Source organism: Ramlibacter sp., from assembly GCF_035706265.1.
Taxonomy (GTDB): domain Bacteria; phylum Pseudomonadota; class Gammaproteobacteria; order Burkholderiales; family Burkholderiaceae_C; genus Ramlibacter.
Genome location: NZ_DASSVG010000010.1, coordinates 1 through 26,426, shown reverse-complemented (window position 1 = coordinate 26,426; position 26,426 = coordinate 1). Strand labels below are relative to the sequence as shown.

At 68.0% G+C, this 26,426-nt stretch carries 29 protein-coding genes; 7 read left to right on the top strand and 22 right to left on the bottom strand.

Translation table 11 applies throughout. From position 1 onward, the window contains the following. The 3 genes from VFM98_RS00470 to VFM98_RS00460 form a co-directional block, all read right to left on the bottom strand. A partial coding sequence (locus VFM98_RS00470; protein WP_325107919.1) for a response regulator occupies positions 1-501 on the bottom strand: 501 nt, incomplete at its 3' end. Positions 502-503: 2 nt separating this feature from the next. Next, on the bottom strand, positions 504-1,394 hold the full coding sequence (gene argB / locus VFM98_RS00465) for an acetylglutamate kinase (protein WP_325107918.1): 891 nt from the start codon (positions 1,392-1,394) through the stop codon (positions 504-506). Positions 1,395-1,446: 52 nt separating this feature from the next. Beyond that, on the bottom strand, positions 1,447-2,571 hold the full coding sequence (locus tag VFM98_RS00460) for a glycosyltransferase (RefSeq protein WP_325107917.1): 1,125 nt from the start codon (positions 2,569-2,571) through the stop codon (positions 1,447-1,449). Between the two features lie 73 nt (positions 2,572-2,644). Between VFM98_RS00460 and VFM98_RS00455 the strand changes: the two genes are divergently transcribed. Continuing rightward, a complete protein-coding gene (locus tag VFM98_RS00455; protein ID WP_325107915.1) occupies positions 2,645-3,562 on the top strand; it encodes a glycosyltransferase family 2 protein in 918 nt (305 codons plus the stop codon). A 15-nt stretch (positions 3,563-3,577) separates the two neighbouring features. Here the strand turns inward: VFM98_RS00455 and VFM98_RS00450 are convergent, their stop codons facing one another. The 18 genes from VFM98_RS00450 to VFM98_RS00365 all read right to left on the bottom strand — a co-directional run bounded on the left by VFM98_RS00450 (position 3,578) and on the right by VFM98_RS00365 (position 21,764). Then, on the bottom strand, positions 3,578-3,979 hold the full coding sequence (locus VFM98_RS00450; RefSeq protein WP_325107914.1) for a GtrA family protein: 402 nt from the start codon (positions 3,977-3,979) through the stop codon (positions 3,578-3,580). Beyond that, entirely contained in the window at positions 3,960-4,637 is a 678-nt protein-coding gene (locus tag VFM98_RS00445; protein ID WP_325107913.1) for a class I SAM-dependent methyltransferase, read from the bottom strand. Before VFM98_RS00445 ends, VFM98_RS00450 begins: the two co-directional genes overlap by 20 nt. After that, positions 4,630-5,595: a glycosyltransferase family 2 protein gene (locus tag VFM98_RS00440; RefSeq protein ID WP_325107912.1), complete on the bottom strand. Its 966-nt coding sequence runs from the start codon at positions 5,593-5,595 to the stop codon at positions 4,630-4,632. The genes VFM98_RS00445 and VFM98_RS00440 overlap by 8 nt, the downstream gene beginning before the upstream one ends. Then, positions 5,582-6,277 (bottom strand): NAD-dependent dehydratase, encoded by a 696-nt coding sequence (locus VFM98_RS00435; protein ID WP_325107911.1) that lies wholly within the window; start codon positions 6,275-6,277, stop codon positions 5,582-5,584. Before VFM98_RS00435 ends, VFM98_RS00440 begins: the two co-directional genes overlap by 14 nt. A gap of 79 nt (positions 6,278-6,356) precedes the next feature. Beyond that, complete coding sequence (locus tag VFM98_RS00430) at positions 6,357-7,760, bottom strand: hypothetical protein (RefSeq protein ID WP_325107910.1); 1,404 nt, start codon at positions 7,758-7,760, stop codon at positions 6,357-6,359. After that, positions 7,757-9,235, bottom strand: a complete 1,479-nt coding sequence (locus VFM98_RS00425) for a hypothetical protein (protein WP_325107909.1) — start codon at positions 9,233-9,235, stop codon at positions 7,757-7,759. The genes VFM98_RS00430 and VFM98_RS00425 overlap by 4 nt, the downstream gene beginning before the upstream one ends. Further along, positions 9,232-10,428, bottom strand: a complete 1,197-nt coding sequence (locus tag VFM98_RS00420; RefSeq protein WP_325107908.1) for an adenylyl-sulfate kinase — start codon at positions 10,426-10,428, stop codon at positions 9,232-9,234. The genes VFM98_RS00425 and VFM98_RS00420 overlap by 4 nt, the downstream gene beginning before the upstream one ends. After that, positions 10,425-11,648, bottom strand: coding sequence for a CDP-glycerol glycerophosphotransferase family protein (locus VFM98_RS00415; RefSeq protein ID WP_325107907.1), 1,224 nt, complete (start codon positions 11,646-11,648; stop codon positions 10,425-10,427). The genes VFM98_RS00420 and VFM98_RS00415 overlap by 4 nt, the downstream gene beginning before the upstream one ends. A 107-nt stretch (positions 11,649-11,755) precedes the next feature. After that, positions 11,756-12,859, bottom strand: coding sequence for a DegT/DnrJ/EryC1/StrS family aminotransferase (locus tag VFM98_RS00410; protein WP_325107906.1), 1,104 nt, complete (start codon positions 12,857-12,859; stop codon positions 11,756-11,758). After that, positions 12,860-13,276, bottom strand: a complete 417-nt coding sequence (locus VFM98_RS00405) for an FdtA/QdtA family cupin domain-containing protein (RefSeq protein ID WP_325107905.1) — start codon at positions 13,274-13,276, stop codon at positions 12,860-12,862. Further along, on the bottom strand, positions 13,252-14,598 hold the full coding sequence (locus tag VFM98_RS00400; RefSeq protein ID WP_325107904.1) for a glycosyltransferase family 61 protein: 1,347 nt from the start codon (positions 14,596-14,598) through the stop codon (positions 13,252-13,254). Before VFM98_RS00400 ends, VFM98_RS00405 begins: the two co-directional genes overlap by 25 nt. Positions 14,599-14,657: 59 nt before the next feature. Next, positions 14,658-15,413 (bottom strand): ABC transporter ATP-binding protein, encoded by a 756-nt coding sequence (locus tag VFM98_RS00395; protein WP_325107903.1) that lies wholly within the window; start codon positions 15,411-15,413, stop codon positions 14,658-14,660. A 7-nt stretch (positions 15,414-15,420) separates the two neighbouring features. After that, positions 15,421-16,245, bottom strand: coding sequence for an ABC transporter permease (locus VFM98_RS00390; RefSeq protein WP_325107902.1), 825 nt, complete (start codon positions 16,243-16,245; stop codon positions 15,421-15,423). Then, positions 16,242-16,784: a dTDP-4-dehydrorhamnose 3,5-epimerase gene (gene rfbC, locus VFM98_RS00385; RefSeq protein WP_325107901.1), complete on the bottom strand. Its 543-nt coding sequence runs from the start codon at positions 16,782-16,784 to the stop codon at positions 16,242-16,244. Before rfbC ends, VFM98_RS00390 begins: the two co-directional genes overlap by 4 nt. Further along, positions 16,781-17,671, bottom strand: a complete 891-nt coding sequence (gene rfbA, locus VFM98_RS00380) for a glucose-1-phosphate thymidylyltransferase RfbA (RefSeq protein ID WP_325107900.1) — start codon at positions 17,669-17,671, stop codon at positions 16,781-16,783. Before rfbA ends, rfbC begins: the two co-directional genes overlap by 4 nt. After that, positions 17,668-18,570: a dTDP-4-dehydrorhamnose reductase gene (gene rfbD, locus VFM98_RS00375; protein WP_325107899.1), complete on the bottom strand. Its 903-nt coding sequence runs from the start codon at positions 18,568-18,570 to the stop codon at positions 17,668-17,670. Before rfbD ends, rfbA begins: the two co-directional genes overlap by 4 nt. 4 nt (positions 18,571-18,574) lie before the next feature. After that, positions 18,575-19,639, bottom strand: a complete 1,065-nt coding sequence (gene rfbB, locus VFM98_RS00370; RefSeq protein WP_325107897.1) for a dTDP-glucose 4,6-dehydratase — start codon at positions 19,637-19,639, stop codon at positions 18,575-18,577. Positions 19,640-19,775: 136 nt separating this feature from the next. Further along, positions 19,776-21,764, bottom strand: a complete 1,989-nt coding sequence (locus VFM98_RS00365) for an SDR family oxidoreductase (protein ID WP_325107896.1) — start codon at positions 21,762-21,764, stop codon at positions 19,776-19,778. 68 nt (positions 21,765-21,832) lie between these two features. Here VFM98_RS00365 and VFM98_RS00360 point away from each other — a divergent pair, with 68 nt between their 5' ends. The 6 genes from VFM98_RS00360 to VFM98_RS00335 all read left to right on the top strand — a co-directional run bounded on the left by VFM98_RS00360 (position 21,833) and on the right by VFM98_RS00335 (position 26,136). Continuing rightward, positions 21,833-22,339, top strand: coding sequence for an acyltransferase (locus tag VFM98_RS00360; RefSeq protein WP_325107895.1), 507 nt, complete (start codon positions 21,833-21,835; stop codon positions 22,337-22,339). Positions 22,340-22,428: 89 nt separating this feature from the next. Then, positions 22,429-22,971 carry a phasin family protein gene (locus tag VFM98_RS00355; RefSeq protein ID WP_325107894.1) on the top strand — a complete coding sequence of 181 codons (543 nt, stop codon included), beginning with the start codon at positions 22,429-22,431 and terminating at the stop codon, positions 22,969-22,971. Next, complete coding sequence (locus VFM98_RS00350) at positions 22,968-24,164, top strand: patatin-like phospholipase family protein (RefSeq protein ID WP_325107893.1); 1,197 nt, start codon at positions 22,968-22,970, stop codon at positions 24,162-24,164. The genes VFM98_RS00355 and VFM98_RS00350 overlap by 4 nt, the downstream gene beginning before the upstream one ends. 4 nt (positions 24,165-24,168) lie before the next feature. Beyond that, the gene (locus tag VFM98_RS00345; protein ID WP_325107892.1) at positions 24,169-24,840 is read left to right on the top strand and encodes a TetR/AcrR family transcriptional regulator; all 672 of its coding nucleotides are present in this window, start codon (positions 24,169-24,171) and stop codon (positions 24,838-24,840) included. A 22-nt stretch (positions 24,841-24,862) separates the two neighbouring features. Then, positions 24,863-25,636 (top strand): hypothetical protein, encoded by a 774-nt coding sequence (locus tag VFM98_RS00340; protein WP_325107891.1) that lies wholly within the window; start codon positions 24,863-24,865, stop codon positions 25,634-25,636. A gap of 41 nt (positions 25,637-25,677) precedes the next feature. Next, a complete protein-coding gene (locus tag VFM98_RS00335; RefSeq protein WP_325107890.1) occupies positions 25,678-26,136 on the top strand; it encodes a hemerythrin domain-containing protein in 459 nt (152 codons plus the stop codon). Between the two features lie 130 nt (positions 26,137-26,266). Here the strand turns inward: VFM98_RS00335 and VFM98_RS00330 are convergent. Next, the coding region (locus VFM98_RS00330; protein WP_325107920.1) for a WS/DGAT domain-containing protein at positions 26,267-26,426 on the bottom strand (160 nt) is incomplete at its 5' end.

The window sequence follows — 26,426 nt, the reverse complement described above, 5'->3', positions numbered from 1 at the left end:
GTACTCCATCACCGTCCACTCGCGCGGGCCCAGCTCGATCGGGATCGCCTGGCCGTTGCGCTGGGCGCTGGCGCGCCGGTTGGCCGTGTCGAGCTCGATCGGCCCGAAGGTGAGCACCGCCGACGTGGCCGCCTGCGAGCGGCGCAGCAGGGCGCGCAGGCGCGCCAGCAGCTCCGGCAGCTCGAAGGGCTTGATCATGTAGTCGTCGGCGCCGAGGTCCAGGCCCTGCACGCGGTCGTGCAAGGCGTCGCGCGCGGTGAGGATCAGCACCGGCGTGTGCTGGCTCGCCATCTCGGGGCGGCGCAGGCGCCGGGTGAGTTCCAGGCCGTCCATGTTGGGCAGCCCGATGTCGATGATGGCGGCATCGAACACCTCGGTGCGCAGCACCTCCTCCGCGCGCTCGCCGCTGCCCACCCAGTCCACCGCGTAACCGGCGTTCGTCAGTCCCAGCTTGATGCCGCTGGCGACCATCACATCGTCTTCGACCAGGAGCAGGCGCATCGCTATTTGGAACGGATCATCGTGCCGTAGGCCTGGTCGGTCAGGATCTCCAGCAGCATGGCATGGGGGACGCGGCCGTCGATGATGTGCACGGCGTTGACGCCGGAATGCGCGGCCTCGAGCGCGCCGCTGATCTTGGGCAGCATGCCGCCGGAGATCGTGCCGTCGGCGAACAGCGCGTCGATCTCGGTGGCCGTCAGGTCGGTGAGCAGCTGGCCCGCCTTGTCCAGGACGCCGGGCGTGTTCGTCAGCAGCACCAGCTTCTCGGCGTTCAGCGTCTGCGCGAGCTTGCTCGCCACCACGTCGGCGTTGATGTTGTAGCTCTCGTTCTCCTCGCCGAAGCCGATCGGGCTGACGACGGGAATGAAGTTGTCCTCCAGCAGGGCCTTCACCACGCCGGGGCAGATCTCCACGATGTCGCCGACCTGGCCGACGTCGTGCTCGATGCTGGGATCCTTGTTGTCCATCATCTTGAGCTTGCGCGCGCGGATCAGGCCGCCGTCGCGCCCGGTCAGGCCCACGGCCTGGCCGCCGGCCTTGTGGATGAAGCCCACGATGTCCTGCTGCACCTCGCCCGCCAGCACCCATTCGACCACTTCCATGGTCTCGGCGTCCGTGACGCGCATGCCCTGGATGAACTGCCCCTTCTTGCCCAGGCGGTTCAGCGCCTGCTCGATCTGCGGGCCGCCGCCGTGGACCACCACGGGGTTGATACCCACCAGCTTGAGCAGCACCACGTCCTCGGCGAAATCGGCCTGGAGCTCGGGGTCCGTCATGGCGTTGCCGCCGTACTTGATCACCATGGTCTTGCCATGGAACCTGCGGATGTAGGGCAGCGCCTGGGCCAGGATTTCGGCCTTGTCACGCGGCGCGATGGAAGGGGCGTCGTTCATGGGCGGGGGAATTCGGGATCCCCCGATTTTGCCGCATGCCGCAAGCCCCCCGTCAGCTCGGGTACAGGCTGCGCACGCGGCGCAGCCAGCGCTGCATGCGGAAGCGCACGATGCTGTGGTAGGCCCACAGGTAGCTGACGATGAAAAGAACGGTAAAGCCCACGAGCACCGGCGTGTTGCGCCAGAACACGACGGCCGGCACCACGGTGAGCAGCGTGAAGCCCCACAGGTACGGCGAGGTGCGGTTGTTGCGCATCAGGACGCGCCGGGTCGCGTCGTCGTGGAACACCTCGCGCACCACGCGGCGGTAGATCAGCTGGTGGAAGTGCAGTGCGTCCGCGAGGCTGGGCGACTGCCCGCGGACGACCTTGCGGTAGATCGAGAAGATCGCCTCCCAGATGGGGTAGATCAGCAGCAGGATCGGGAACCAGGGCGAGACTTCGGGGTGGCGCTGGACGAGCTGGATACCGTTGATCCCCAGCACCAGACCCCAGAGATAGGCGCCGCCGTCGCCGGCGAAGATCAGGCCGTGGGGGTAGTTCCAGACCAGGAAGCCGATGCTGGCGCCGGCCAGCACGATCGTGGTGGCGGCCACCTGCCGATCCCCCAGCTGCAGGGCCACGTGGGCCAACGCTGCACAGCAGATCAGCGCCACGGTGCCGGCCAAGCCGTTGTAGCCGTCGATGAGGTTGAAGGCGTGCGGCAGGCCGGTCATCACCAGGAGCGCCACCCCGACCTGCAGCCAGGGCATGTGCTGCCAGAACGCATCGAGGCTCGCGATGCCGGTGCGAGGCACCAGCAACCCGAACAGGATCAGCGCGAGCAGACCCGCGAGCGCGGTGCTGACCATGCGCAGGCTGGCCGCGAGGCGGTGCGTCAGGTCCTCCACGACGCCGGAGGCGGCACCGGTCAGGGCCACCAGGCACCAGGTCATCGCCAGGGAAGCATCGAAGGGGATGTTGTGTGCGATGCCCAGCGCGCTCGCCACCGGAAGCCATGCCCAGCCGAAGGCACAGGCCAGGAACATCGCTGCCCCGCCGAGTCGCGGAATGTCGCCGACGTGAAACCGCTGGGGCACGGCCGCTCCGTAGCGGCGAGCGCCCTCCCGACCCCACCGGAGCAGCAAACCACAAGCGACGGCGGACACGACGCCGCACAGGACCAGCAGGATCAGCATCCCGTTCACTTCCTCCCTGAAAGGCGGCGATTTTGGCATCCCGCGGCGCTGTTTCCGATGTAAGTCATCGTTTGTGACGAGGCGCGCCGGCAACACCCGTGGTGGACCGTCGCTCGAACTGCGGTACGCTTCCGGCTTTCGCGCGGCCTCCGGGCTGCCGCATCCCAGAATGGCGCGCAGGGCAGAACCACACCACACCACACCAGCGGCTCGAGTCACCATCTCCGTCGTCAGCCATGGCCACGGACACTACGTCCGGCAGATCCTGCTGGATCTGGAGAAGGCGGCCGCCCGCATCGACAAGGTGATCGTCACACGCAACGTCCCGGAAGCCGACGTGCTTTCGGGCCTTGCGCTGTCGTTCCCGCTCGAGTTCATCGACAATGCGCAGCCGCGCGGCTTCGGGGCCAACCACAATGCGGCCTTCCGGCACTGCGGGTCGCCGTGGTTCCTGGTGCTGAACCCCGACGTGCGCATCGGACCGGAGGCGATCGCCACCCTCCTCGACGAGGCCGCACCCACCAGCGGCGTGGTGGCGCCGCGCGTGATGGAACCTGGCAAGGCGGCGCCCGAGCCGCATCGCGGCCACCTCACGCCCTTCGAGATCATGGGCCGCTGGGTCCGCCGCGACAACGATCGGGCCCAGCCCCAGTGGGTGGCCGGCATGTTCATGCTGTTCCGCTCCGCGGCCTACGGGCGGGTGGGCGGCTTCGACGAGAAGTTCTTCATGTACGTGGAGGACGCCGACATCTGCGCCCGCCTGCGCCTCGCCGGCTGGGACGTCACCGTCAACGAAGCCGTCCGCATCCTGCATGACGCGCAGCGCGCGAGCGACCACCACTGGCAGCACCTGGCGTGGCATTGGGCGAGCTTGCTGCGGTGGTGGGCTTCCTCGCCGTTCTGGCGGCTGGTGTTCGCCCGCGGGCCGAGTGCGCCGCTGCCGGTCAGCGGGCAGCCGGCAACCGCGTCGCAGAGCGCGCGCCGCGAGTAGGCGGGCGCGCTTCGGTCACGGGCGCCCGGCTCGAGGCCGGAACACGACGTACCGGGACAGCAGATACATCGCGACGGTGTAGCTCCCCGAGGCAACGACCTGGGCAGGCACGACGGACATGCCGTACGGTCCGATGAGTACTTGCAGGACGAGCAGGTTCAGCAGGAACGCCCCGGCAAACGCGAACAGGTACCGAATCCCCTCGCGTGTCAGGTGCCCCTCGCTGCGGAACACCAGCTTCTTCGACGTGAAGAAACCGAGCGCCAGGCCGACGCCATAGCCGCTGACGTTCGCCCAGAACGGCGAAGCGTTCAACCACAGCAGCAGGAAGATGACTCCGAAGCCGATGAGCGTGTTGAGTCCACCGGCGCCGACGTAGCGGCCGATGTACGCGGCTTCAGCGCGCCATCTGGACATAGTACTGCGCACCCAGGGGAAGCCAGCCCATCCAGCGTTCAAGTCCGCGCAGGAAACCGAGCGGCCTTGGGAAGAACAAGGTGTAGCCGTGCCGCTCGGAAGCGAAGCCCGCCTCGCGGCACAGGCGCCGCGCCGTCCCGAGGCCGAACATTTCGGCATCCGCGTCGAAGGGGCAGCGCTCGAAGATCCAGCGAGTGGCCGGGTTCAGGGGATTGTGCTCGAACAGGAAGAAGCTGCCCTGGGGCCGCAGCGCGGCGCGGCAGCGCACCAGTTCGGACAGGCGTTGCGCCGGCGGAATGTGGTGGTACACGTTGGCCGCGATGATGGCGTCGAAGCGGTCGTCGCCGAGGCTCGCCCAGTCGGAGAACAGTCTTGCACGCGGCAGGCGGGCGGCCGCCACCTCGAGCGAGGCGGGCGAAACGTCGTAGCCCCACAACTCCGTGTCCGGAAAGTGCTTGTCCAGGAAGGGGAGGCTGCGCCCGGCGCCGCAGCCGAAGTCGAGGATGCGCCGGGGCCGGGCATCCTTCAGCTTCGCGGCCATCAGGGCGACCTTGTACTCGGCAAAGTGCTCGTCCTCGTTGAGAGCCTCGGGGATGGTCTGCCCCAGGACACGGTCGTAGTCGCGCGCGTAGGCGTCGAACTCGGGTCGGCTATTCATGGCCTTCTTCCTCGGCCCACGTCGTGGTGCCGATCACGAACTGGGGCTTGTTGTTGATCTTCAGGTACGTCCGGCCGAGGTATTCGCCCACCATCCCGATGCACAGCGTCTGGATGCCCCCCACCAGCAGCACGGTGGCGATGAGCGAGGCCCATCCCTCCGGAAAGTCTGGGTGCGCGAGCTTGGCGACGACGATGAAGAGAACCATGAGCACGCTCAGGATGCCGAGAGAGAACCCGAGGTAGATGGCGACCCGCAGGGGGAAGACGGAAAAGCTGGTCGCCATCTTCATCCACAGGGAAACCAGGCGCCGCAGGTTGTAGTTGCTCTCTCCCTCGTAGCGCGCCTGATGGTTGATCTCGATGCTGGTGATCGACTGCGTCACGTCGAGAATCAGGCCATCCACGTAGGCGTAGGGCCCATCGTACTTCACCACTTCGTCCGCGATCTCCCGGCGCATCGCCTTGAACGACGACAGGTACAGGTTCTTCGGCTTCGACAGCAGCAGCGTCGCAACCCAGTCGTTGAACCGGCTTCCCAGCTGCTTCCACACTGCGTGCTGCCGGTTGCGGTACCGCGTGTAGCACACGTCGAAGCCGGACTCCAGCGCGCGGATCAGGTCGGCCACCTCGGAGGGAGGGTGCTGCAGATCGTCGTCCATGACGACGACGTAGCGCCCCCGGACGTTCCGCAGTCCGGCCATGATGGCGTTGTGCTGGCCGGCGTTGCGACGCAGGCTGATCCCGCGCACGAAGGGGTGGGCGTGTGCCAGCGTCCGGATGGCCGCCCAGCTGTCGTCGGGGCTGCAATCGTTGACCAGGAGCAGTTCGAACTCGCTTGCCCAACCCTCGTCCGCCATCGCGGCGTGGACCTGCCGGACGAGTTCGGGGAGGATCGCCGCGCTCCGATAGACCGGAACGACGATCGACAGCCTGCAACTGCTCTTACTGCTTCCCATAGTATTCATCGACTATGCGTTGGAGATAGCCGTCGTCGAACAGCACGCCGGCCCGCTCCAGAAACGGGCGAGCGCGGGTGATGTCGATTTCGTAACTGGAACCGCGGTCCACCACCTCGTAGACGGCGCTCTTGCCGACCGCCCTCTCGAGCGCGGCGACGATTTCGGTGACGGCGTAGCTGCGGCTGTTCGCCACGTTCACCGTCGCGCGGCGCAGGTCGGAGTGGCGGATCAACTCGGCACCGACCGCCGCCACGTCGCGTACGTCGATGATGTTGCGGCGCGCGTGGCGCCAGACGCGGAACGCCTCGCTGCGAGAAATGCGCGCGTAGAGGAAATTCAGCAGCGTGTGCGGATTGGGCGTGCGGCCCACCACCTGCGGCAGGCGCAGGATCAGGTGGCGCGGATGCGCGGACACGTACTGCTCCATGCGCAGCTTGTGCTGCACGTAGCGCGTGTGGACCGCTTCCGGATCCATGACGCTGCACGTCCCGAAATACACGAAGGCCTCGTAGTCGCGAGTGCTCTGCAGCGCCTCGGCCAGCCGCTGGTGTTCGCGCTCGAACTCCCCCGGATCCTCGCAGGCGGAATTGGAGACGCCGGCCGAGTAGATGCAGATGGTCCGGGATCGACCGAACTCTGGCTCGAAGGCCCGGGCCAGCAAGCCGGAACCAATGATCATGGGAGCTCCGTGGGCGGCAGGCAGCGGTACGCGAGGTCGGCGGGCCGTGTGAACGCCGTCCCCGCGGCGGAATTTTCCATCATGGCCGGACGGCGGAAGTCGCGTCAACTCCGCGCGCGCCGCCTGCACGCAGGAGCGCAACCAGCATCACCAGTTCCACCACCGAGAAGATCTTCGGCAGGTAGAAGTAACGCGCCTCGAAGTGAGCGAGGGTGTAGACCGCGAACAGGCACCCGGAAAGGGAGAAGAGCATCCAGGCATGCACGATGAATTCCGGCCTGCGCCGGACTTTCCAGAGACATCCCCACGCGGCCAGGAAGCAGGCGAAGAAGAGGATGTTCGCGAGCGCCTGCGGGCCGCTGGGCTGATCCCTGAGGTCCGACATCGAGGTCGGCGCGGGCGGTGCGAGCCAGTAGGCGGGGATCAGCCTCGCCTTCTCGAGCAGCCACTCGCCGGGATGGCGCAGGAACGCGCGAAGGAACAAGGTCCGGTCCGGCGAACCGCAGTAGGAGGGTTCCAGCTTGCAGGCGAGGTGGCCGCCGCCCTGGACCACGAACGCGCCGCCAATGGCCAACAGGTCCTGCTCGCGCATCAGCGAATTGCGCGCGATCAGACCGGAGGTGTGGACCCACGTGCCCTTGCCGCTGTCGCGGTAGTTGTGATAGCGCCACGGCAGCATGGCCCCCTGCGCGACGATCACGGCCAGCAGCAGGATGGCGACGGTGCGCGCGTCCATCCGCAGGCGGCGCCGCAACAGCGCGCCCGCCGCCGCCACCACGGCGAGCAGCAACGCGACCGCCGTCAAGGACTGCACGATCAGCTCGAATTGCGAGCGCATGTACGCAGACAGGGCCAACGCGATGCCCGAGCCCACGGCCAGCCTCCAGGAACGCTGCCGACCTGCGAGCAATGCCAGCAGGAAGCCGATGAAGAAGAAGGAGATCGCGAAGGTCTCGCCGAACAGCAGGCCGAGCGGACTGAGGAGGAAGAATGGCGTCAGTGGAAACAGGAAGGGCAGCGCCGGGGCCGCGGTCGCGACCCAGTCGGGGGTGACCGGCAGCAGCACCTCGCGCAGCAGCAGCATCCAGCCGGCACAGGCCAGAGCGCTCAGGGCGAGCAGTGGCAGCAGGAGCGGGGCCGTCTCGCCGAACAGGCGCAACACGCCGGCCTCGAGCACCATGAAACCGGGTGGCCACAGTCGAATGAGCCAGACGTTCTCAGGCTGGAACCATCCATGGCGGGCGATTTCGGAGGCGCCCTGGAGAAAGGATGACGGATCGCTGTAGCCAGCCTTGGCGGCGAGCTCCGCCGGCGGCATCAGCCACCCGAGGGCCGGAGTGAGATGGACACTCAGGAGCCCCAGCAGCCCTACGGCCAGGAAGTAGATGCCGAAGACGCGCAGGGCGCCAAGGCTGCCCGTTCGGCGCGCGCCGAGTGGCGTCGCCCCACTGTCCTCAAGGATTCGCACTCTTGCCAAGGTCATGAAAGTCTGGATTTCAGGAAGCGGGCCGCGCGCAGCGCCCTGCGCCGCAGGAGGCCCACCAGGGAGAACTGCCTTGCCCGGTAGACCGCCTGCGCCAGCACATCGTCCCGGTGCGGAAACCTCGCCGGCGGGGCCTCGAGAGGCGCGGCGCCCGGCGCCAGCGCCGCCGCCATCAGCCCGGGGGCGTGATGGCGGTCGTAGTGCCGCCTGGCCTGTGCACCGAGCCGCCCCAGCGCCGCGCGATCCACCGATGCCACGAAACCCAGCAGTTCCTCCGGCCGGGACCAGACGCAGGCCCCTTCCGGCGCCATGTCCAGGGCCCCGAGGAAGCGGCTGGATGCGTGGTCGTGCAGCGCCACCGGCACGCCCGCGGCCATCGCCTCCACCAGGGTGCGCGCGCCGGGATACGGGAAGGACGAGAGGTACAGGTCCACCCTTTCGCGCAGCAGCGCCTCGGCCAGGTTGGGGACATGGGGAATGAAACGGAACGCCTGCGGCGCCACCCCCTCGCGCGCCAGCGCACGCCGGATGCGCCACCGGTACATCAGGCTCAACCGACCGATGTGGACGTGGCCACCTCCGGTTCGTGCCAGCAACGCGGCGACCACATCGGCGTAAGCGGGCCAGTAGTCGTGCTCGATCTTGTTGTGGCCGGCGGCTGTGCACGTGACGAGCGGGCCGCTGCGCTGCACGGGGGCGGCCGTTGCGGAAGGGGGGGCCACGGCCATGGGCAGGTAGCGGTTGTCGGACTTGCCCAGCACCTCGCGGCAGTTGTGCCATCCCATCGCATGCGGGTCGTAGTGCTCGCCGAAAGGAAGGTGCACGCCCAGGCAGAGATGGTGGTCGCCGTGGTGCAGGTACTTCAAGGCGTAGCCCTGCCGCGGTTGCACCGCCGCCACCGCGACGCTGTCCTGGTGGTGGTTCACCAGCCACACCACTTGCGGCCGCAGTTCGCGCAGGCGCCCTTGCAGCCACTGCAGGCGGGCCAGGCGACTGCCCCGTGGAGCGTGCTCGAAGGCGAGGTCCGGCATCCGGCCAAACCGGTGGGCGAGTCGCGCCGGATCGGTTGACCCCGCCACACCCGTGAGCAGGATGCGCGCCGGCATGCCCGCAAGCCGCGCGATGTCGGCCAGCACCGCCGTGTGCCCCCCCGACGGATCCAGGCGGCTGGCGATGAAGACCAGGGGAACCCGTTCGCCGGGCCCCGCATGCACCGCGCCCGAGGAGGCGAGGCTCATCGCTCCGGCACGCTGGCAGGCTGCGTCGAGGAAGGCGTCGCCAAAGATTTCCGCGGTGTTGAGCGGTTCGCAGAACACCTCTTCCACGAGGCTTTCGATGGCGCGCAGCGCCGCGTCGATGCGGCCCTGGTCCAGCAAGGCCGCGATGCGGCCGCGCTCGCCGCCGCCCGAAGTGCCCGCCGCCATGGGGCCCTGTGCCATCGGCGGCAAGTCGGGCTTCATCGTGCGCGCGCTCACGCGGTCCTGGTCGCGATGACGCGACCGACGGTGGGATCGTCGTCCCCGTACTTGGCCAGGCCGTCGCGCTCCAGGCGGAAGTCGATCGAGAAGCCGAAGCGCTCGAGACCCCGGCAGAACTGGTCGAAATTGATGAAGCGCCGGTAGTGGTCCGTCACGCGTTCGTTGGCTCCGACCGCCACGCCTTCGTTCATCAGCCGGTCCTTGTCCGTCCTGAATTCGAGCAGCAGACGGCCTCCCGGGGGCAGTAGCCGGGCCGCGCACTTCAGCGCGCGCACTTCCTCCTCTTCGGTCATGGCGTGCAGCACGAAGCGGCCGTACACGGCATCGACGGCCTCGGGCAGGCCCGGGATGGCGTCGCCGAAAGTGCCCTGGATGAAGTCGATGCTCAGGATGCCCTCGTCCGCGGCCCGGCGCCGGTTGGCCTCGATGGCCACGGCCGACCGGTCGATCGCGGTCACCCGGTGCCGCTTGGAGAAATGGAAGGCATCCCTGCCGTTGCCGCAACCGAACTCCAGCACCCGTGAATGCGTGCCGAAGAAATTCGCCTCGCAGAAGAGCGCGAACGCGGAAGGATGGATCGGTGCCCGCCTCTTTCCGTAGTAGGAGTCCCAATACCCCGCACGGTTCTCGCTCGATGGCGATGCGGGCGCGGGAGCGGCGATCTGGCCCGCGATCTCGAGTTTGCGCAGGTACCGCTCCAGGATCTGGGCCGCTGCGGCTTCCGGCGTGACCGGATCGAAGTTCCTGATCACGATGTCGGGGTGCCGCGGCTCCTCCTGGCCTGCGCCGGCAGTGGAAACGTCTCCGGTCTTGCGGGCCGCACGGTAGATGCCCTTGGGGTCGCGCTCGGCGCGGATCTGCAGCGGCACGTCCAGGTAGGCCTCGAAATAGAGGGGATTGGCCGCGCGGTTCTCCGACCGCACGGACTCGAACATCGCAATGGTGGCGATCACGACCGTGATGCCGTCCCCGCAGATCTTCCGGCACAGCCTGGAGTAGACGTACGCCAGCTTCCGTCGCTCGTCCAGGTCATGGCCGAACCTTTCGCCCAGGATGCTCCTCAGGTCATCGCCGTCGAGCAGCAAGACCGCAACCCCCAGGTCGCGCAGCTTCTCGCTCACGATCTTCGCCACGGTCGTCTTTCCCGCACCGGAAAAGCCCGTCACCCAGATCAGTCCGCCTTCCTTCAAGTTTCTGCCTCCCGCGAGTGAGCGCCTGTCGCCTCGTCGATGCGCTCGAAATAGTCGGCGACGCGCGCGGCGCCGCCGCCACGCGTGCCGCCGAAGTAGGTGTCGAACAACGCGTCGACCGAGCGCCCGATTTCGGCCCAGAAGGACTCCGCCCGCAGCATCGACGCGAGCCTGTCCACTTCGCCGGGTGCAATGACCGGCAGGCGCCGCTTCAGTTCCAGGACCGTGGAGCCGGCGTTCATCGGCAGTTCGTCGCCGCCGGGCACGTCCAGGAAGACGAGGGGCTTGCCGATGAAGATCGCCGAGAACGGTGTCCCGCCGTAGTCCGCCAGGACGAGGTCCGCCGCCTTGAACAGCTGGTTCATGTTGCGCGTCGCGTTCCGATCGACCGCGAAGCCGAGCCGGTCGAGTTCCTCGATGAACTGCGGCTCCTGCACGAACGAAAGGGGATGGGGCCGGACAACCAGGTTGAACTCGCCGCGCAGCGCGGCGAGCGACTGCGCGAAAAGCGGAATGGAAGAACCCGTGCCCCCCAGCGTCGGCATCCACAACAGTGTCTTCCTGCCCTGGACGAGGCCGAACTCCTGCCGCACGGCAGACGTGTCGAGGTCTGGCCGGAAGTATTCGTCGTACCGCGGGTAGCCCATGATGAAGGTCGTCCCCGCGAAGCGCTGCGAAACGATCTTCTGGTCATTGACGCCGTGGCACAGGAAGATGTCGTAGATCTCGTTCCAGGGCTGCAGGCTCCAGGCATCGCTGAGGTCCGCCCCGTACATGTACCTGATCTGCCGGCGGCCGATCTGCAGTGGAAGGTAGGTGTCGATGTCGACCTCGAAGTCCCATTGGTGGGGACGCCCGACCGCCGCCAGGCGGCCGTTGCGCCGCTTCTTCGCCTCGTCTTCCGGCGAGACCGGCTTGCGCGCGGCCGTCCACCCCGAGATGACGTGGTTCGTCACGACATTGGGGAAAGCGATCCCACGCCGGATCACGTCCTTGACATCCAGGAGCTCATACCCTTCGCGCTCCACGTGCTGCAGGAAGGCCGCCACGCCTTCCTTCTCCGCGCCTTTGTCATCGAGGTGGAAATGCTCGGTCAGGACGATGGCGAAGCGCGAGCGCCCCAGCGCTCGCCACACTCCCGCATAGTGGTCGAGCATCATCGGTTCGTGGACCACGAACGCAAACGTCATCGATGGTGGGAGTCGATCGGAAATTGCCATGGGATCTTGTACGAGTGTGCCAGCACAGGCTTCGCAGGCAGGCCCGCAGCATGCCCCGCCCGCAGGGCAGCGCGGCTCGGGGGGCCCGGCGCTACCCGGGGCCCTGCTCAGTAGGTGCCCTGGAAGAAGGCGCGCACGGCGTCGATCACCTCCCCTACCTCGGGCCCGGTCAGGTCGGGCGACATGGGCAGGCTCAGCACTTCGCCGGCGAGACGCGTCGCGATCGGGAGCTCGTGGCCCCGGTACGCCGGATAGCAGTCCTGCAGGTGCGGGGGTTTCGGGTAGTGGACCATCGTGCCGATCCCGCGCTCGCCCAGGAAGCGTTGCAGCGCATCGCGTCGCGACGTGGCGACGACGTACAGGTGCCACACCGGCAGGGCCCACTCCGGTACCACCGGCAGCTGCAAGGGCAGCCCGCGCAAGCCCTCGCCATACTGCTTGGCAACTTCGCGCCGGCGGATGTTCCACTCGTCCAGGCACTTGAGCTTCTCGCGCAGGAAAGCCGCCTGGAGTTCATCCAGCCGCGAATTCATGCCGGCAGCTTCGTGCTCGTACTTCACCTTCGAGCCGTAGTTGCGCAGGAGGCGCACCCGGGCCGCGATGGCCGCGTCATTCGTCAGGACGGCGCCGCCGTCGCCGAGCGCACCCAGGTTCTTGCCTGGATAGAAGCTGGTGCCCGCGGCGTGGCCCAGGCTGCCGGCCCGGCGCCCCCGGTATTCGGCGCCCTGGGCCTGCGCGGCGTCCTCGATGACGACCAGCCCGTGGGCCCGGGCGAGGTCCATCAAGGGGTCCATGTCGGCCGCCTGGCCATACAGGTGCACCGGCATGATGGCCCGCGTGCGCGGCGTGATGGCTTCCGCGGCCCGGCGGGCATCGATGTTGTGCGTGGCGGCGTCCGGCTCCACCGGCACCGGCGTGGCGCCGCACTGGCTCACGGCGAGCCAGGTGGCGATGAACGTGTTCGACGGCACCAGCACCTCGTCGCCGGGGCCGATGCCGTGGGCGCGCAGCAGCAGCGCGAGCGCGTCGAGGCCGTTGCCCACGCCCACGCAGTGCTCCACACCGCAATAGGCGGCAAATTCGGATTCGAACGCCGTGAGCTCCGGGCCGGTGATGTACCAGCCCGAGTCCATCACCCGTCGGTAGGCCGCGTCGAGCGCCGGGCGGATCTGGCCGTTCAGCCGGCCGAGATTCAGGAAAGGCACTGCCATCTATCTGGTTCCTCCGTGGACGTCCCGCATGAAGTCCGAATAGTCGCGGTAATAGTCCGATTCCTTGTAGTAGTCCGAGGCGAGCACCATGCACACCGCGCCCGACGAGAAGTTGGTGAGCTCGCGCCAGATCATCGGGCAGATGTACAGGCCGAAGTAGCTGCGGTTCATGTGGAACACCCGCTTCTCCCGTCCGTCGTCGATGTGGATGTCGAACGAGCCCGACATCGCGACCACCAGCTGCTGCAGCTCGCGATGACCGTGTGCGCCCCGCTCCGCGCCGCCCGGCACGTCGTAGAGGTAGTAGACGCGCTTGACGTCGAAGGGGATGTGCCGCGAGACCTCGATGAATGTCAGGTTCCCGCGCGGGTCCTGAATGCGGGGCAGGTCGATCAGTCGGCAGTCGCTGAGTGCCATGGCGCTTCCTTGCTGGCGTTCGGCCCGTGCGTCTGCACGGCCGCGAGGACGTCGTTCACGTCCACGGAAAAATCGGCATGGATGCCGGCGCCCTTGGCACCGGCCACGGGGCCGAGCACGTACTTCACCCGGCAGCCTACGGCCTGCGCCATGTTCTGCCAGTAACCGTAGATGTGGTGCGGCAGTGCCGACAGGCAGATCACGATGCGGGCCGAAGGACGGCAGAAGATCAGGTTGGCCATGGCCGCGCCCGTGGCGCCGACCACGGTCTCCACATTGGAGAACAAGTGGAACTGCTCGGCAAAGCTCAGGCGCTCGGGATAGACCGGCACGAAGCCGAGCGGAGCCAGGCGCTCCTCGAGTGCGTCCTCGTTCACGAGCGCGCGGTTGCCCGACTTGCGCCGGATCAGCACCTTCGCGGGCGTGCCGCCCGGGCCTTCGCCGAGAAGGGCGGAGAGCCTGTCACGCATGGACCTCAGGGTGGGCGGGCTGAACACGCCATGGCTGTCGCCCGGCTGCGCCTCGCCGCGGCGGTCGAAGGGGATGTACCCGCCCGGACTCACGACGTCCAGCAGGTCGACCGTTGCGGCCGTGCCGGGCTCGAGCATGTGGAAACGCGCGCCCTTCCCCAGGACCAGCTCCGCGGACGCAAGCAGGTTGGCGTGCAGGCCGGCGTCCAGCAGGATGGTCGCGTCCTCCGGCAGGCCTGCGCAGGCGTAGGCGTGCAGCCGGGGCAGCACTTCCGTCAGCCAGTGCGCGTAATTCGCGGAACAGGAGTCGGTGAACGCCGCTGCGTGCGCCAGGTGAACGCGGACGTTCGGCTCCTCGAGGCGGCGCACCGCGTGCCGGGCCGGCAGGATGCGCATCCTGCCATGCAGTTCCTCCGAGGTGTAGTCGCTGGTGAAGCGGTACAGGTCGTGGTGCACGACGCGGCCGCCCACGACGATCATGTTGCTCTTGGCGACGACTTCCGCGCTGCGCCACCGGTGCAAGCTCACGTCGGGGAACGTGTACGACTCCGGCCGGGAGGCGACCAGGCTGCGCAGCGACGGGGGATGCACGTCCGGCCGCTCGCTGCGGACCGTGGCGGCCGGGAAGATCCTGCGGACACCTGCCTGGCCCGGGAGCGCCGCAGCCGAATACTGCACCATCGGCAGCGGCCGGTCGCTCCAGATCCTTGCGAGCGAGCGCCAGCGCAGGCCCCGCACCGCGTGGTAGCTTCGGAGCAGCCGGTGCGGCACCACGGCCCGCGCCAGCGGACGGACAACATGCCAGCGCGTGTACCAGAAGGCGAACCAGAGCGCCTCCTTCGGCTTGCGCACCAGCGCAATGCGCTTGAGGCGCCTGCGGTAGAACTCGGCAAGTGAAAATCCCGGGCCGCTCATGCTGCAACCGGTCGCGTCGCGGTGGAACTGCGGTAGAGCTGGACGACCTCTTTCGCCGGCCCGTCGTGCTTGATGCGACCGTGATCCATCCAGATCACGCGCGTGCAGGTGCGTTCGAGCAGATCGAGGTCGTGCGACACCACGACCAGGATTTTCGCCCCTTCGATCACCTTGTGCATGCGTGCGGTGGCCTTCTGCACGAAATTGGCGTCGCCGCCGGCGAACATCTCGTCGAGGATCAGGATCTCGGGCTGAACCGAGGTTGCCAGCGAGAAGGCCAGGCGCAGGTACATGCCCGTCGAATAGTATTTGACCGGCGTATCGATGAATTCCTCGAGATCGGCAAAAGCGATGATCTCGTGTTCGATCGCCCGCAGTTGCGCCTTGCTGTAACCGAGGATGGCTCCGTTCAGGTAGATGTTCTCGCGGCCGGCGAATTCGGGATGGAAGCCGGCGCCGATTTCCAGCAGCGGTGCGATGCGCCCTTGCACCTGCACGGACCCCGAGGTCGGCTCGTAGATCCGGCACAGGGCCTTCAGCAGGGTGCTCTTGCCCGCGCCGTTGTGGCCCACGATGCCGACCCGCTCGCCGGCGCCGATCCGGAACGAGACATGGCTGATCGCCCAGAAGTCGGTGACGGAAGTCGGCTTGGCCGCACGGAACATGCCGGCGACGTAGTCCTTCAGCGAAGGCGAACGGTCGTGGTAGAGGCGGAACTTGATCGACAGGTCGTCGACGGAAATGCAGGACATGCTGAGCCTAGAGCCTGAAGACGATCTTCTTTTCCTGCGCGACGAGGGTCCAGAACCCGAGGGCCAGCGACACCAGGGCGACCCCCGCGGCCACCGCGACGGCACGCAAGGACGGCAGCTGCCCCTGCACGATCGGCGCCCGGAACAGCTCGATGAAGGAGACCATCGGATTGAGCGCGACGACCCACGCGACCTTGCCGGTGAGGGCTTCGTGCCGGTACATCACGGGCGTGAGGAAGAACCACGCCTGCATCAGCACGCCGACCACGTACTGGAGGTCCCGGAAGAACACCGTGGCAACCGACATCACCAGCGAGACGCCGAACGTGAACAGGAAGAGCAGCAGGTAGGCCAGCGGCAGCACCAGCAGTGCCGGCGTGAACTGCGCTCCGAAGGGCAGGATCACCAGGAACAATGCCACCAGCGACAGCAGGCTGTCGATCGCCATCCCGAGCGACATGCTGAGCGGGAAGATCACCTTGGGCAGGTAGATCTTCTTGATCAGCCCCTCGTTGTGGATGAAGGCCGTGCACGACTGCGTCGTGCACATGCTGAAGAAGTTCCACGGCACCATGCCGGCGAACAGGAACACCAGGTAGGAAGCGAAGTCGAGCTTGAACAGCGTGGCGAACACCACGGCCGTCACCACCATCATCAGGACGGGGTTGATCAGCGTCCACAGGTAACCCAGGAGCGTGCGGCGATAGCGCAGCGTCAGGAACTGGTGCACCAGCTGCCAAAGGACTTCGCGGTACTGGTGGGACTCGCGGACATTGCGCGCCACCGCTTCTGCCGCACGGGAGCGGATCGCCATCGACACGGACTCGCTCATTGGTAGGTCTCGGCCTGCGAGAACGAGAGGCCGTGCCGGTCCTTTTCGGACAGGAGGGGGGGCTGCACCGGCCAGACGATGCCCAGTTCGGGGCTGTCCCAGGCCAGGCAGCGCTCCTCCGCGGGGGCGTAATAGTCCGTGACCTTGTACTGCACGTCGGCGAAGTCGGAGAGCGCCTGGAATCCGTGGGCGAATCCGGGCGGAATCCAGAGCTGTTGCCGGTTCTCCTCGCTCAGTTCGGCGCCCACCCATTGCCCGAAAGTCGGGGACGAGCGGCGCAGGTCGACCGCGACGTCGAACACGGCCCCACGGACCACCCACACGAGCTTGCCCTGCGGGTTCCCCAGTTGGTAGTGCAGCCCGCGCAAGACGCCCTTCGCGCTGCGGGAATGGTTGTCCTGCACGAATTCGGCATCGATGCCCGTCGCCTCGCGGAACACCCGGCGATTGAAGCTCTCCATGAAGAAGCCGCGCGCGTCGCCGAAGACTTTCGGCTCCAGCACCAGCACCTCGGGAATCGACGTCGGTGTGACCTTCATCCGGCCTTCTTTCCTTCCCGCAGCACATGCAGCAGGTACTTCCCGTAGCCGTTCTTCTTCAGCGGCTCCGCCAGGCGTTCCAGTCGCCCGTCGTCGATGAAGCCCGCCCGCCACGCGATCTCCTCGGGGCACGCGATCTTCAGGCCCTGGCGATGCTCCAGCGTTGCGATGAACTGGCTCGCCTCCAGCAGGCTCTCGTGGGTGCCGGTGTCGAGCCAAGCGTAGCCGCGCTGCATGATCTGGACCGACAGCTGCCCCTGTTCCAGGTACGCCTGGTTCACGGCGGTGATCTCCAGTTCGCCGCGCGCACTGGGCTTCACCGCCTTGGCGATGTCGACCACCTGGTTGTCGTAGAAGTACAGGCCCGTCACCGCATAGTGGCTCTTCGGCTGCGCCGGCTTCTCCTCGATGCTGGTGGCGCGCCCCTTCGCATCGAAGGCCACCACGCCATAGCGCTCCGGGTCCTGCACGTGGTAGGCGAAGACCGTGGCGCCGCCTGGCTGCGCGTCCGCCGACTGCATCAGCGGTTGCAGATTGTGGCCGTAGAAGATGTTGTCGCCCAGCACCAGTGCGCTCGGGTCGTTGCCCACGAACGTGTCGCCGATGATGAACGCCTGCGCCAGTCCGTCGGGGCTGGGTTGCACGGCGTACTGGATGTTCAGGCCCCACTGGCGGCCGTCGGCCAGCAGCTGCTGGAAGCGCGGCGTGTCCTGCGGCGTGCTGATCACGAGGATGTCGCGGATGCCCGCCAGCATCAGGGTGCTGAGGGGGTAGTACACCATCGGCTTGTCGTAGACCGGCAGCAGCTGCTTGCTGACCGCGATGGTTGCAGGATGCAGCCGCGTGCCGGAGCCGCCGGCGAGGATGATGCCTTTGCGTCGGGTCATGACCGTTCCAGGATTTCTTGAAGCATGCGGGCCACGCCGCGTTCCCACGGGGGCAGCGCCAGGCCGAAGGCCCTGCGGAATCTCCCGGTGTCGAGCCTCGAATTATGCGGTCGCCGGGCGGGCGTCGGAAAAGCGGAGGTCGGCACCGGCGCCACGTCCGCTGGCCCCGCCTTGAGCGATTCGCCCAGCTGCCGTGCCTGGTCGACGACGAAGCGCGCGTACCCATTCCACGTGGTGACGCCCTCGGCGGCCACGTGGTAGATGCCGGCCAGCGCGGGATCGCGCAGCAATGCGGGAATCGCGTGCGCGGTCACGTCCGCCAGCAGCTCGGCCCCCGTCGGCGCGCCGAACTGGTCGTCGATCACCGTCAGGCGCTCGCGCTCGCGAGCGAGCCGCACCATGGTCTTGGCGAAATTCCCGCCCCGCGCTGCATAGACCCAGCTGGTGCGCAGGATCAAGTGCTGCGGCTGGGCGGCCGCGATGCGCTGCTCGCCTTCCAGCTTGGTGCGGCCGTAGACGCTCAGGGGCCCGGTGACGTCGTCCTCGCGCCAGGGCTGCTCGCCACTGCCGTCGAAGACGTAGTCGGTCGAATAGTGGACGACGGGGGCGCCGATGCGCCGCGCGGACTGGGCGATCGCCTCCGGGGTCAGTGCATTGACCATGCGCGCCGCGTCCGGCTCGCTCTCCGCCCTGTCCACGGCGGTGTAGGCGGCGGCGTTGACGACGACGGTCGGACGCACCTTTTCCACCGTGGCGGCGACGGCCTGCGGGTCCAGGAAATTCCCGGCCAGGCCCTCCTCGCCGGCGGAGCCGAGCGCGATCAGCTCGCCCAGCGGCGCGAGGCTGCGCCGCAGCTCCCAGCCCACCTGCCCATTGGCGCCGAACAGCAGGATCTTCACGGGCTCAGGCCGCCTGCGCGTACTGCGTGGCGATCCACTCGCGGTAGGCGCCGCTTTGCACGTGCTTGACCCAGTCGCCGTGGGCCAGGTACCACTGCACGGTCTTGCGCAGCCCGGTCTCGAAGGTCTCCGCGGGCTTCCAGCCCAGCTCGCGTTCCAGCTTGCGCGCATCGATCGCATAGCGGCGGTCGTGTCCGGGACGGTCCTTCACGAAGGTGATCTGCTCGCCGTAGCTGCCGCCGCCGGCGCGCGGCTGGAGTTCGTCCAGCAGCGCGCAGACGCTGCGCACCACGTCCAGGTTGGCCTTCTCGTTCCAGCCGCCCACGTTGTAGGTCTCGCCCACGCGCCCGGCTTCCAGCACGCGCCGGATCGCGCTGCAGTGGTCGCCGACATAGAGCCAGTCGCGGATCTGCTGGCCGTCGCCGTACACCGGCAGCGGCTTGCCCGCCAGCGCGTTGACGATCATCAGCGGGATCAGCTTCTCGGGGAAGTGGAAGGGCCCGTAATTGTTCGAGCAGTTGGTGGTGAGCACCGGCAGGCCGTAGGTGTGGTGGTAGGCCCGCACCAGGTGGTCGCTGGCCGCCTTGCTGGCCGAATAAGGGCTGTTCGGCTCGTAGCGGTTCTGCTCCGTGAAGGCGGGATCGCCGGGACCCAGCGATCCATAGACCTCGTCGGTGGAAACGTGCAGGAAGCGGAAGCGATCACGCTCGGCGCCCTGCAGGCCGCCCCAGTAGGCCCGCACGGCCTCCAGCAGGCGGAAGGTGCCGACCACGTTGGTCTCGATGAAGGTGCCGGGGGCGTGGATGGAGCGGTCCACGTGCGATTCGGCGGCGAAGTTCAGCACGGCGCGCGGGCGGTGCCGCGCGAGCAGCGATTCCACCAGGGCTGCATCGCCGATGTCGCCCTGCACGAACTGGTGGCGCTCGTCGCCCTGGAGCGACTGCAGGTTCTCCAGGTTGCCGGCGTAGGTGAGCTTGTCGAGATTGAGCACCGGCTCGCCGGTCGCGGCGACCCAGTCCAGAACGAAATTCGAGCCGATGAAGCCGGCCCCTCCCGTCACGAGAATCATGAACGAACCCTCCCCAGGGCGGGGGACGCGCAGGCGCCCCGAGAAAGTCGGCGATTATGGCACCCGCAATCCGGCGGCCCCTTGCAGCGCCGTCAGCATGCAACCAGAAGTGAATCCGCCGCAGCAAGCGCTGCAATTAGAAGTGAATCCCCCGCAGCATCTGCTGCAGCGCGATGGCCTCCGGGGACAGCTGCGCCTTGCCGGCCTCCTTGCCGCCCGTGGCGGCGGCCGAATCCGGGAACATCCGGAACGTGGTGTTCATGCCCACCTGCGCCACCCGCGGCAGCAGCGCATGCAGGACCTCGCCGAATACACCCAGGCGGGTGGCGATGCGCACCGGCTTCTCCACGCAGGCCTGCACGACCAGGTCGGCCGCCTCCTCGGGCGACAAGGTGGGCACGTTGTTGTAGATCCGCGTGGGCGCGATCATGGGGGTGCGCACCAGCGGCATGTTGATGGTGGTGAAGGTGACGCCCTGGTCCTGGTACTCGCTCGCGGCGCAGCGCGTCCACGCGTCCAGGGCGGCCTTCGAAGCCACGTAGGCGGAGAAGCGCGGTGCGTTGGTCAGCACGCCGATCGAGCTGATGTTCACCACGTGGCCGCTGCGCCGCGCCGCCATCGAGGGCAGCAGGCCCAGGGTGATGCGCAGCGCGCCGAAGTAATTGAGCTGCATGGTGCGCTCGAAGTCGTGGAAGCGCTCGTAGCTCGCCTCGATCGCGCGCCGGATCGAGCGCCCGGCGTTGTTCACCAGGAAGTCGACGCCGCCGTGCTGCTCCAGCAACAGCTGCACCAGGCGGTCGCAATCCGCCATGTCGGAGAGATCCGCCGGATAGGCAACGAATTGATGGCCGCGGGCCTCGGCGGCCCTGCAGGCTTCGTCCAGCTTGTCCTGGTCGCGCCCGCAGATGATGGTGGTGGCGCCCGCTTCGGCGAACTTGTGGGCCGCGGCGAGGCCGATGCCGGAGGAGCCGCCGGTGACCAGCACCACCTTGCCGGCCACCGTGCCGCGCAGCGTCCGGTCGATGTGCAGTTCCGGGTCGAGGTGGCGCTCCCAGTAGTCCCACAGGCGCCACGCATAGTCCTTCAGGTCGGGGCAGGCGATGCCGGTGCCCTTGAGCAGGGCGCGCGTCTCGCGGTCGTCGAAGCGGGTCGGATAGTTGACGAACTCCAGGATGTCCTCGGGCAGCCCCAGGTCCTTCATCACGGCCCGCCGGATGCGCCGCACGGGCGCGATCGCCAGCAGGCTTTTCTTGACCGAGCGCGGGATGAACCCGAGCAGCGCCGCGTTCACGAACAGGCCGATGCGCGGTGCATGCGCGGCGCGGCTGAAGATGTCCAGCACGTCGCCCACGCGGTAGCCGTGCGGGTCGACGAGATGGAAGCAGCGGCCCTCGATTGCCTCCTGGTGGCTGATGTGCGCCAGTGCGTCCACCACGTAATCCACCGGCACGATGTTGATGCGGCCGCCCTCCAGTCCGATGGAGGGCATCCATGGCGGCAGCAGCTGCCGCATGCGCTGGATCAGCTTGAAGAAGTAGTAGGGCCCGTCGACCTTGTCCATCTCGCCGCTGCGGCTGTCGCCGACCACCATCGCCGGCCGGTAGACCGTCCAGGGCAGCTTCGCCTCCGTGCGCACGATCTTCTCGCTCTCGTGCTTGGTCAGGAAGTACGGATGGTCGACGTTCTCCGCCTCCTCGAACATGTCCTCGCGGAACACGCCTTCGTAGAGGCCGGCGGCGGCGATCGAGGAGACGTGGTGGAAGTGGCCGGCGCCGATAGCCTGCGCGAACGCCAGCACGTTGCGCGTGCCCTCCACGTTCACCTGCAGCTGGCTTTCGGCGTCCGCCTCGAGGTCGTAAACGGCGGCGAGATGGTAGAAGTGCCGCACCTCGCCCTGCAGGCGCTGCGCCTCCTGCGCCGAGACGGCCAGGTTCTTCTGCGTGAGGTCGCCGAACACGGGCACGGCGTGCGCGGCGTCCGCCCCCCACCACTCGCGCAGCGCCTCCACCTTGCCTTCGCTCTCGCGCCGGATCAGGAAGTGGACCACCGCGTCCTTGCGCTGCAGCAGCTTCTTCACCAGCCGCTTGCCGATGAAGCCGGTCGCGCCCGTCACGAAGTAGTGCATGGATCCTCCTCTGTGGCCGAACCTGGAGCCGCGGGATGCGCAATGCCGGGAAGCGTACCATTCCCCGCATGATCAGCAAGGCGCAAGAGAAGGACTACTACTGCCACCCCCTGTCCGACGTGCAGTCGTCCGACATCGGCAGCGGCACGCGAATCTGGCAGTTCGTGGTCGTGCTCGCCAAGGCCCAAATCGGCCGGAACTGCAACATCAACGCCCACTGCTTCGTCGAGAACGACGTGATCGTCGGCGACAACGTCACCGTCAAGTGCGGCAACTACCTGTGGGACGGGCTGCGCCTGGAGGACAACGTCTTCGTCGGTCCGAACGCCACGTTCACGAACGACAGGATGCCCCGCTCGCAGGTCTACCCGGAGAACTTCCCCGTCACCCGGGTCAGGCAAGGTGCGTCGATCGGCGCCGGCGCCATCATCCTGCCCGGGCTCACGATCGGCGCCGGCGCGATGGTGGCCGCTGGCGCAGTGGTGACCCGGGACGTCCCCGACCATGCCCTCGTGGTCGGATCCCCCGCCCGCGTCGTACGCTTCCTCCAACCCGAGTCGCCGGCCGGGCGCTGAGACCCGCGCATTCTGGACGCGGCCCTCTACAACTCCCGCCAGCCTGGCCCTACAGTGTCAAGTGACGATTCCACAACCCAGGAGGTCCCATGGTCACCAAGCTGAAGAAAACCAGCGAGGAAGAAGGCTCGGCGACGGGCGAAGCGGCCGATCTGGCCGGCACGGTCAAGGAATCCGCGCAGCAGATCTGGCTGGCGGGCCTGGGCGCGTTCTCCAAGGCGCAGGCGGAGGGCGGCAAGGTGTTCCAGGCCCTGGTGAAGGAAGGGCTCACCATCCAGAAGCGCACGCAGGCGGCCGCCGGCGAGAAGCTGACGGACGCCACCGCCCGCATGGCCTCGATGGCCACCGACCTGTCCAACAAGGCTTCGGGCCAGTGGGACAAGCTGGAGAACATCTTCGAGGAGCGCGTCTCGCGCGCCCTCAAGAAGCTGGGCGTGCCGACCGCGCGCGAGATCGACGAACTGACGGCGCGCATCGAGGAGTTGAATCGCGCCGTGGCAAGCCTCGGCGGCGGCCAGGTGGCGGCACGCCGGGCGGCGCGCAAGACGGCGGCACGCAGCGAGCCGGTGAAGCGGCCGGTGGCGAAGGCCGCACGCAAGCGCGCGCCGGGCCGCAAGGCCGCAGCCGAGTGACGGGGCGGCTGGCGCCCCGCGGGGCGCCTCGCCAGGCGCCTCGGAGGGCGCCGCGCATCGCGCTGGCGCTCGCCGGCGGCGGCCCGCTGGGCGCGATCTGGGAGATCGGCGCCCTCTGCGCGCTGGCCGAGGCGCTCGAAGGCGTGGAGTTCACGCGCCTGGACCACTACGTGGGCGTGTCGGCCGGCGGCTTCATCGCGGCGGGCCTCGCCAACGGCATCGCGCCGCGCGCGATGTGCGCCGGCTTCATCGAGAACCGCGGCGACGCGCAGGACGTGTTCGATCCGGCCTGGCTCACCGAGCCCGCCTGGGGCGAATATCTCCGCCGCGCCGCCCGCCTGCCCTGGCTGGCCGCGGCCAGCGCGTGGCGCGCCGGCGTGCGGCGCGAGCCACTGCTGCATGCGCTGGAGCCGCTCGCCGCGGCCCTGCCGGCCGGGCTCTTCTCCTCCGCCGAGATCGACCGCCGGCTCGCCCGCGTGTTCGCGCGCCCGGGCCGCAGCAACGATTTCCGCGCCCTCGCCGGCCGCCTGACGCTGGTGGCTACCGAAGTGGACCAGGGCCGGGCCGTCGCCTTCGGCAGCCCGGGCTGGGACCACGTGCCGATCTCGCGCGCCGTGCAGGCCACCTGCGCCCTGCCCGGCCTGTTCCCGCCGGTGGAGATCGACGGCCGCTTCTTCGTCGACGGGGCGCTCACCAAGACGCTGCATGCCTCGGTGGCGCTGGAAGCGGGGATGGACCTGGTCCTGTGCCTCAATCCGCTGGTGCCCTTCGCCCTGCCCGGCACGGCAGCCGGCGGCCTGCCCTCGCTGCTGGGCCAGGCGATCCGCACCATGATCCACTCGCGCCTGGCGCTGGGCATGCGGCATTACGCCCGGGCCTATCCGGACACCGACATCGTGCTGCTGGAGCCCGAGGCCGACGACGCGGTGCTGCAGCAGGCCCACCCTTTCGGCTACGCGCAGCGGCGCGTGCTCGCGGAGCATGCCTACCGGCGCACGCGCGCCTGGCTGCGCGCCCGCGCGCCTGCGCTCTCGGCCACGCTCGCACGCCACGGCATCACGCTGCGCACCGACATCTTGAACGAGCCAGGACGCCACCTGGTGGCGCTGCCGCCCTCGCGCCGGCTCGCCACCGCGCTCGATCGCCTGCGCGGCGTGCTGGACGAACTCGATTCCACATTGCAAAGCGCCTGAAACCATGCCGAAAAAACCGCCGCGGCGCACGGCCGAACGCATCCTGGAGGTGACGCTCGACCTGTTCAACCGCTTCGGCGAGCCGAACGTCTCCACCACGCTGATCTCTTCCGAGCTGAACATCAGCCCGGGCAACCTCTACTACCACTACCCGGCGAAGGACGAGTTGATCAACTCGCTCTTCGACCGCTACGAGAAGGCGCTCGGCGAACTGCTGAATGCCGCCGGTGGCGTGCGCGACGTGGAGGACGCCTGGTTCTTCCTGCACACGCTGTTCGAGCTGATCTGGCAATACCGCTTCCTGTACCGGGACCTGAACGACCTGCTCTCGCGCAATCGTCGCCTGGAGACCGAATTCCAGACCGTCCTGAAGAACAAGACCCGCGCGATCCGCGCCATGCTCGATGGCATGAGCCACAGCGGCGCGATCGCGATCGATTCGCGCCAGGTGGAAGCCACGGCGACCAGCATGGTGGTGGTGCTGACCTACTGGCTGAGTTACGAGTACGTGCGCGACCCGCGGCGCGCGCTCGAGCCGGAAGGCGCGCAGCAGGCGCTGCTGCGCGGAGCGCACCACGTGCTCCATCTGCTGGTACCCTATCTGGAACCTGCGCAGCGGGCCCACCTGCTGGAACTGGCCGGGGCTTACGAGGCCGGCGCCGCACCGGGAGGCTGAACGCAGGCAACGGGAGACACCGATGTCCGAGTGGACGGCCTTCCCGCACCTGGGCGAATACCAGTACGACGAAGCCGGCGTGGAAAGGCAGTGGCACCGCCTGCACGCGGGAGACGCCGCGCCGCTGCCCACGGATGCGAGGGTGCTGCGCGCCTGGGTGCTGTACCACAACGGTGAGTTCCGGCGCGCCTACGAGGCGGGGCTCGCCGCGGGCGAGGCCGGCATCACGGTGGCCAACAAGGCTGCCTGCATCTACGCCAACTACCTGGAGAAGAAGGAAAAGGTTCGCCTCGCCCTGTTCCAGGAAGCGGCGCACCGGGCGCAGCTGCAGGCGGCGGCGCATCCCGAGCTCCCGGCCGCGTGGTACTGGCAGGCCTATGCCCTCGGGCGCTACAGCCAGGGCATCAGCGTGGCCAAGGCGCTGGCCCAGGGCCTGGGCAGCCGCGTCAAGGAGGCGCTGGAGCGCACCATCCGGCTGGAGCCGCGGCACGCCGACGCGCACATCGCGCTGGGCACCTTCCACGCCGAAGTGATCGACAAGGTCGGCAGCCTGATCGGCGGCATGACCTACGGCGCGAAGAAGGAGACCGGGCTGAAGATGTTCCAGGAAGCGCTGCGCCTCTACCCCGAGGCGCCGATCGCGTTGATCCAGTATGCGAACGGCCTGGTCATGCTCGAAGGCGACGCGAAGCTGAAGGAAGCCACCGCGCTGTACGAACGCGCCGCCGCCATGCAGCCGCTGGACGCCGAGGAGTGGCTGGACGTGGAACTGGCACGCGCCGAACTGGCGGCCTAGGCCTACAGGTCTTCCGCGGTCCCGGCGCAACAATGCGCGCCATGGACGGCATGAACATCTTCCAGGCCCTGCTGGTCAGCCACCGCGCACAGCGCGAACTCTATGCGCGGCTGCTCGCCAGCAAGCCCGCCACCGAGGAGCGGCAGCACGTGTTCGAGGAACTCAAGGCCGAACTCGCCGCCCACGAGACGGCGGAGGAGCGCTGCTTCTACGTGCCGCTGTTCCAGTGCGACCAGTCGGTGGACCTGGCGCGCCACGCGATCGCCGAACACCACGTCATGGACGAAATGGTGGAACACCTGGAACAGGTGGACCCGCACGCGGCCGAATGGCAGGAGTGCTGCCAGAAGCTGTGCGACAAGATCGAGCACCACCTCGACGAGGAAGAACAGAAGTTCTTCCCCCAGGCCGGCGAGGTGCTCACCGAGGAGCAGAAGCTGCAGCTGGCCAAGGACTACGAGGCGGAGTTCACGACGCTGCGGCTGAAGCAGGAGGCGTGAGCAGCCAACTTCCGGACGCAGAGGACGCAAAGGGTACGCAAAGGACGCAAAGGAAACCTTCGAAGGCTTCTTTGTCTCTTTTGCGTCCTCTGCGTATCTTTCGCGTCCTCTGCGTCCGGCCGTTCGGTCTTCAGTCGCCCTCCCCCCAAGGCAGCATCAGCGTGACCAGCGACAGCTTGGCGAACTCGGGCTCGAACTGGTCGATGATGCGCTGCGGCTCGGGGCACAGGGCCGTGTCGGCCATCACGCCGAACTGCACGCTGCCGCCGTAGCTGAGGATCGAGACGCCC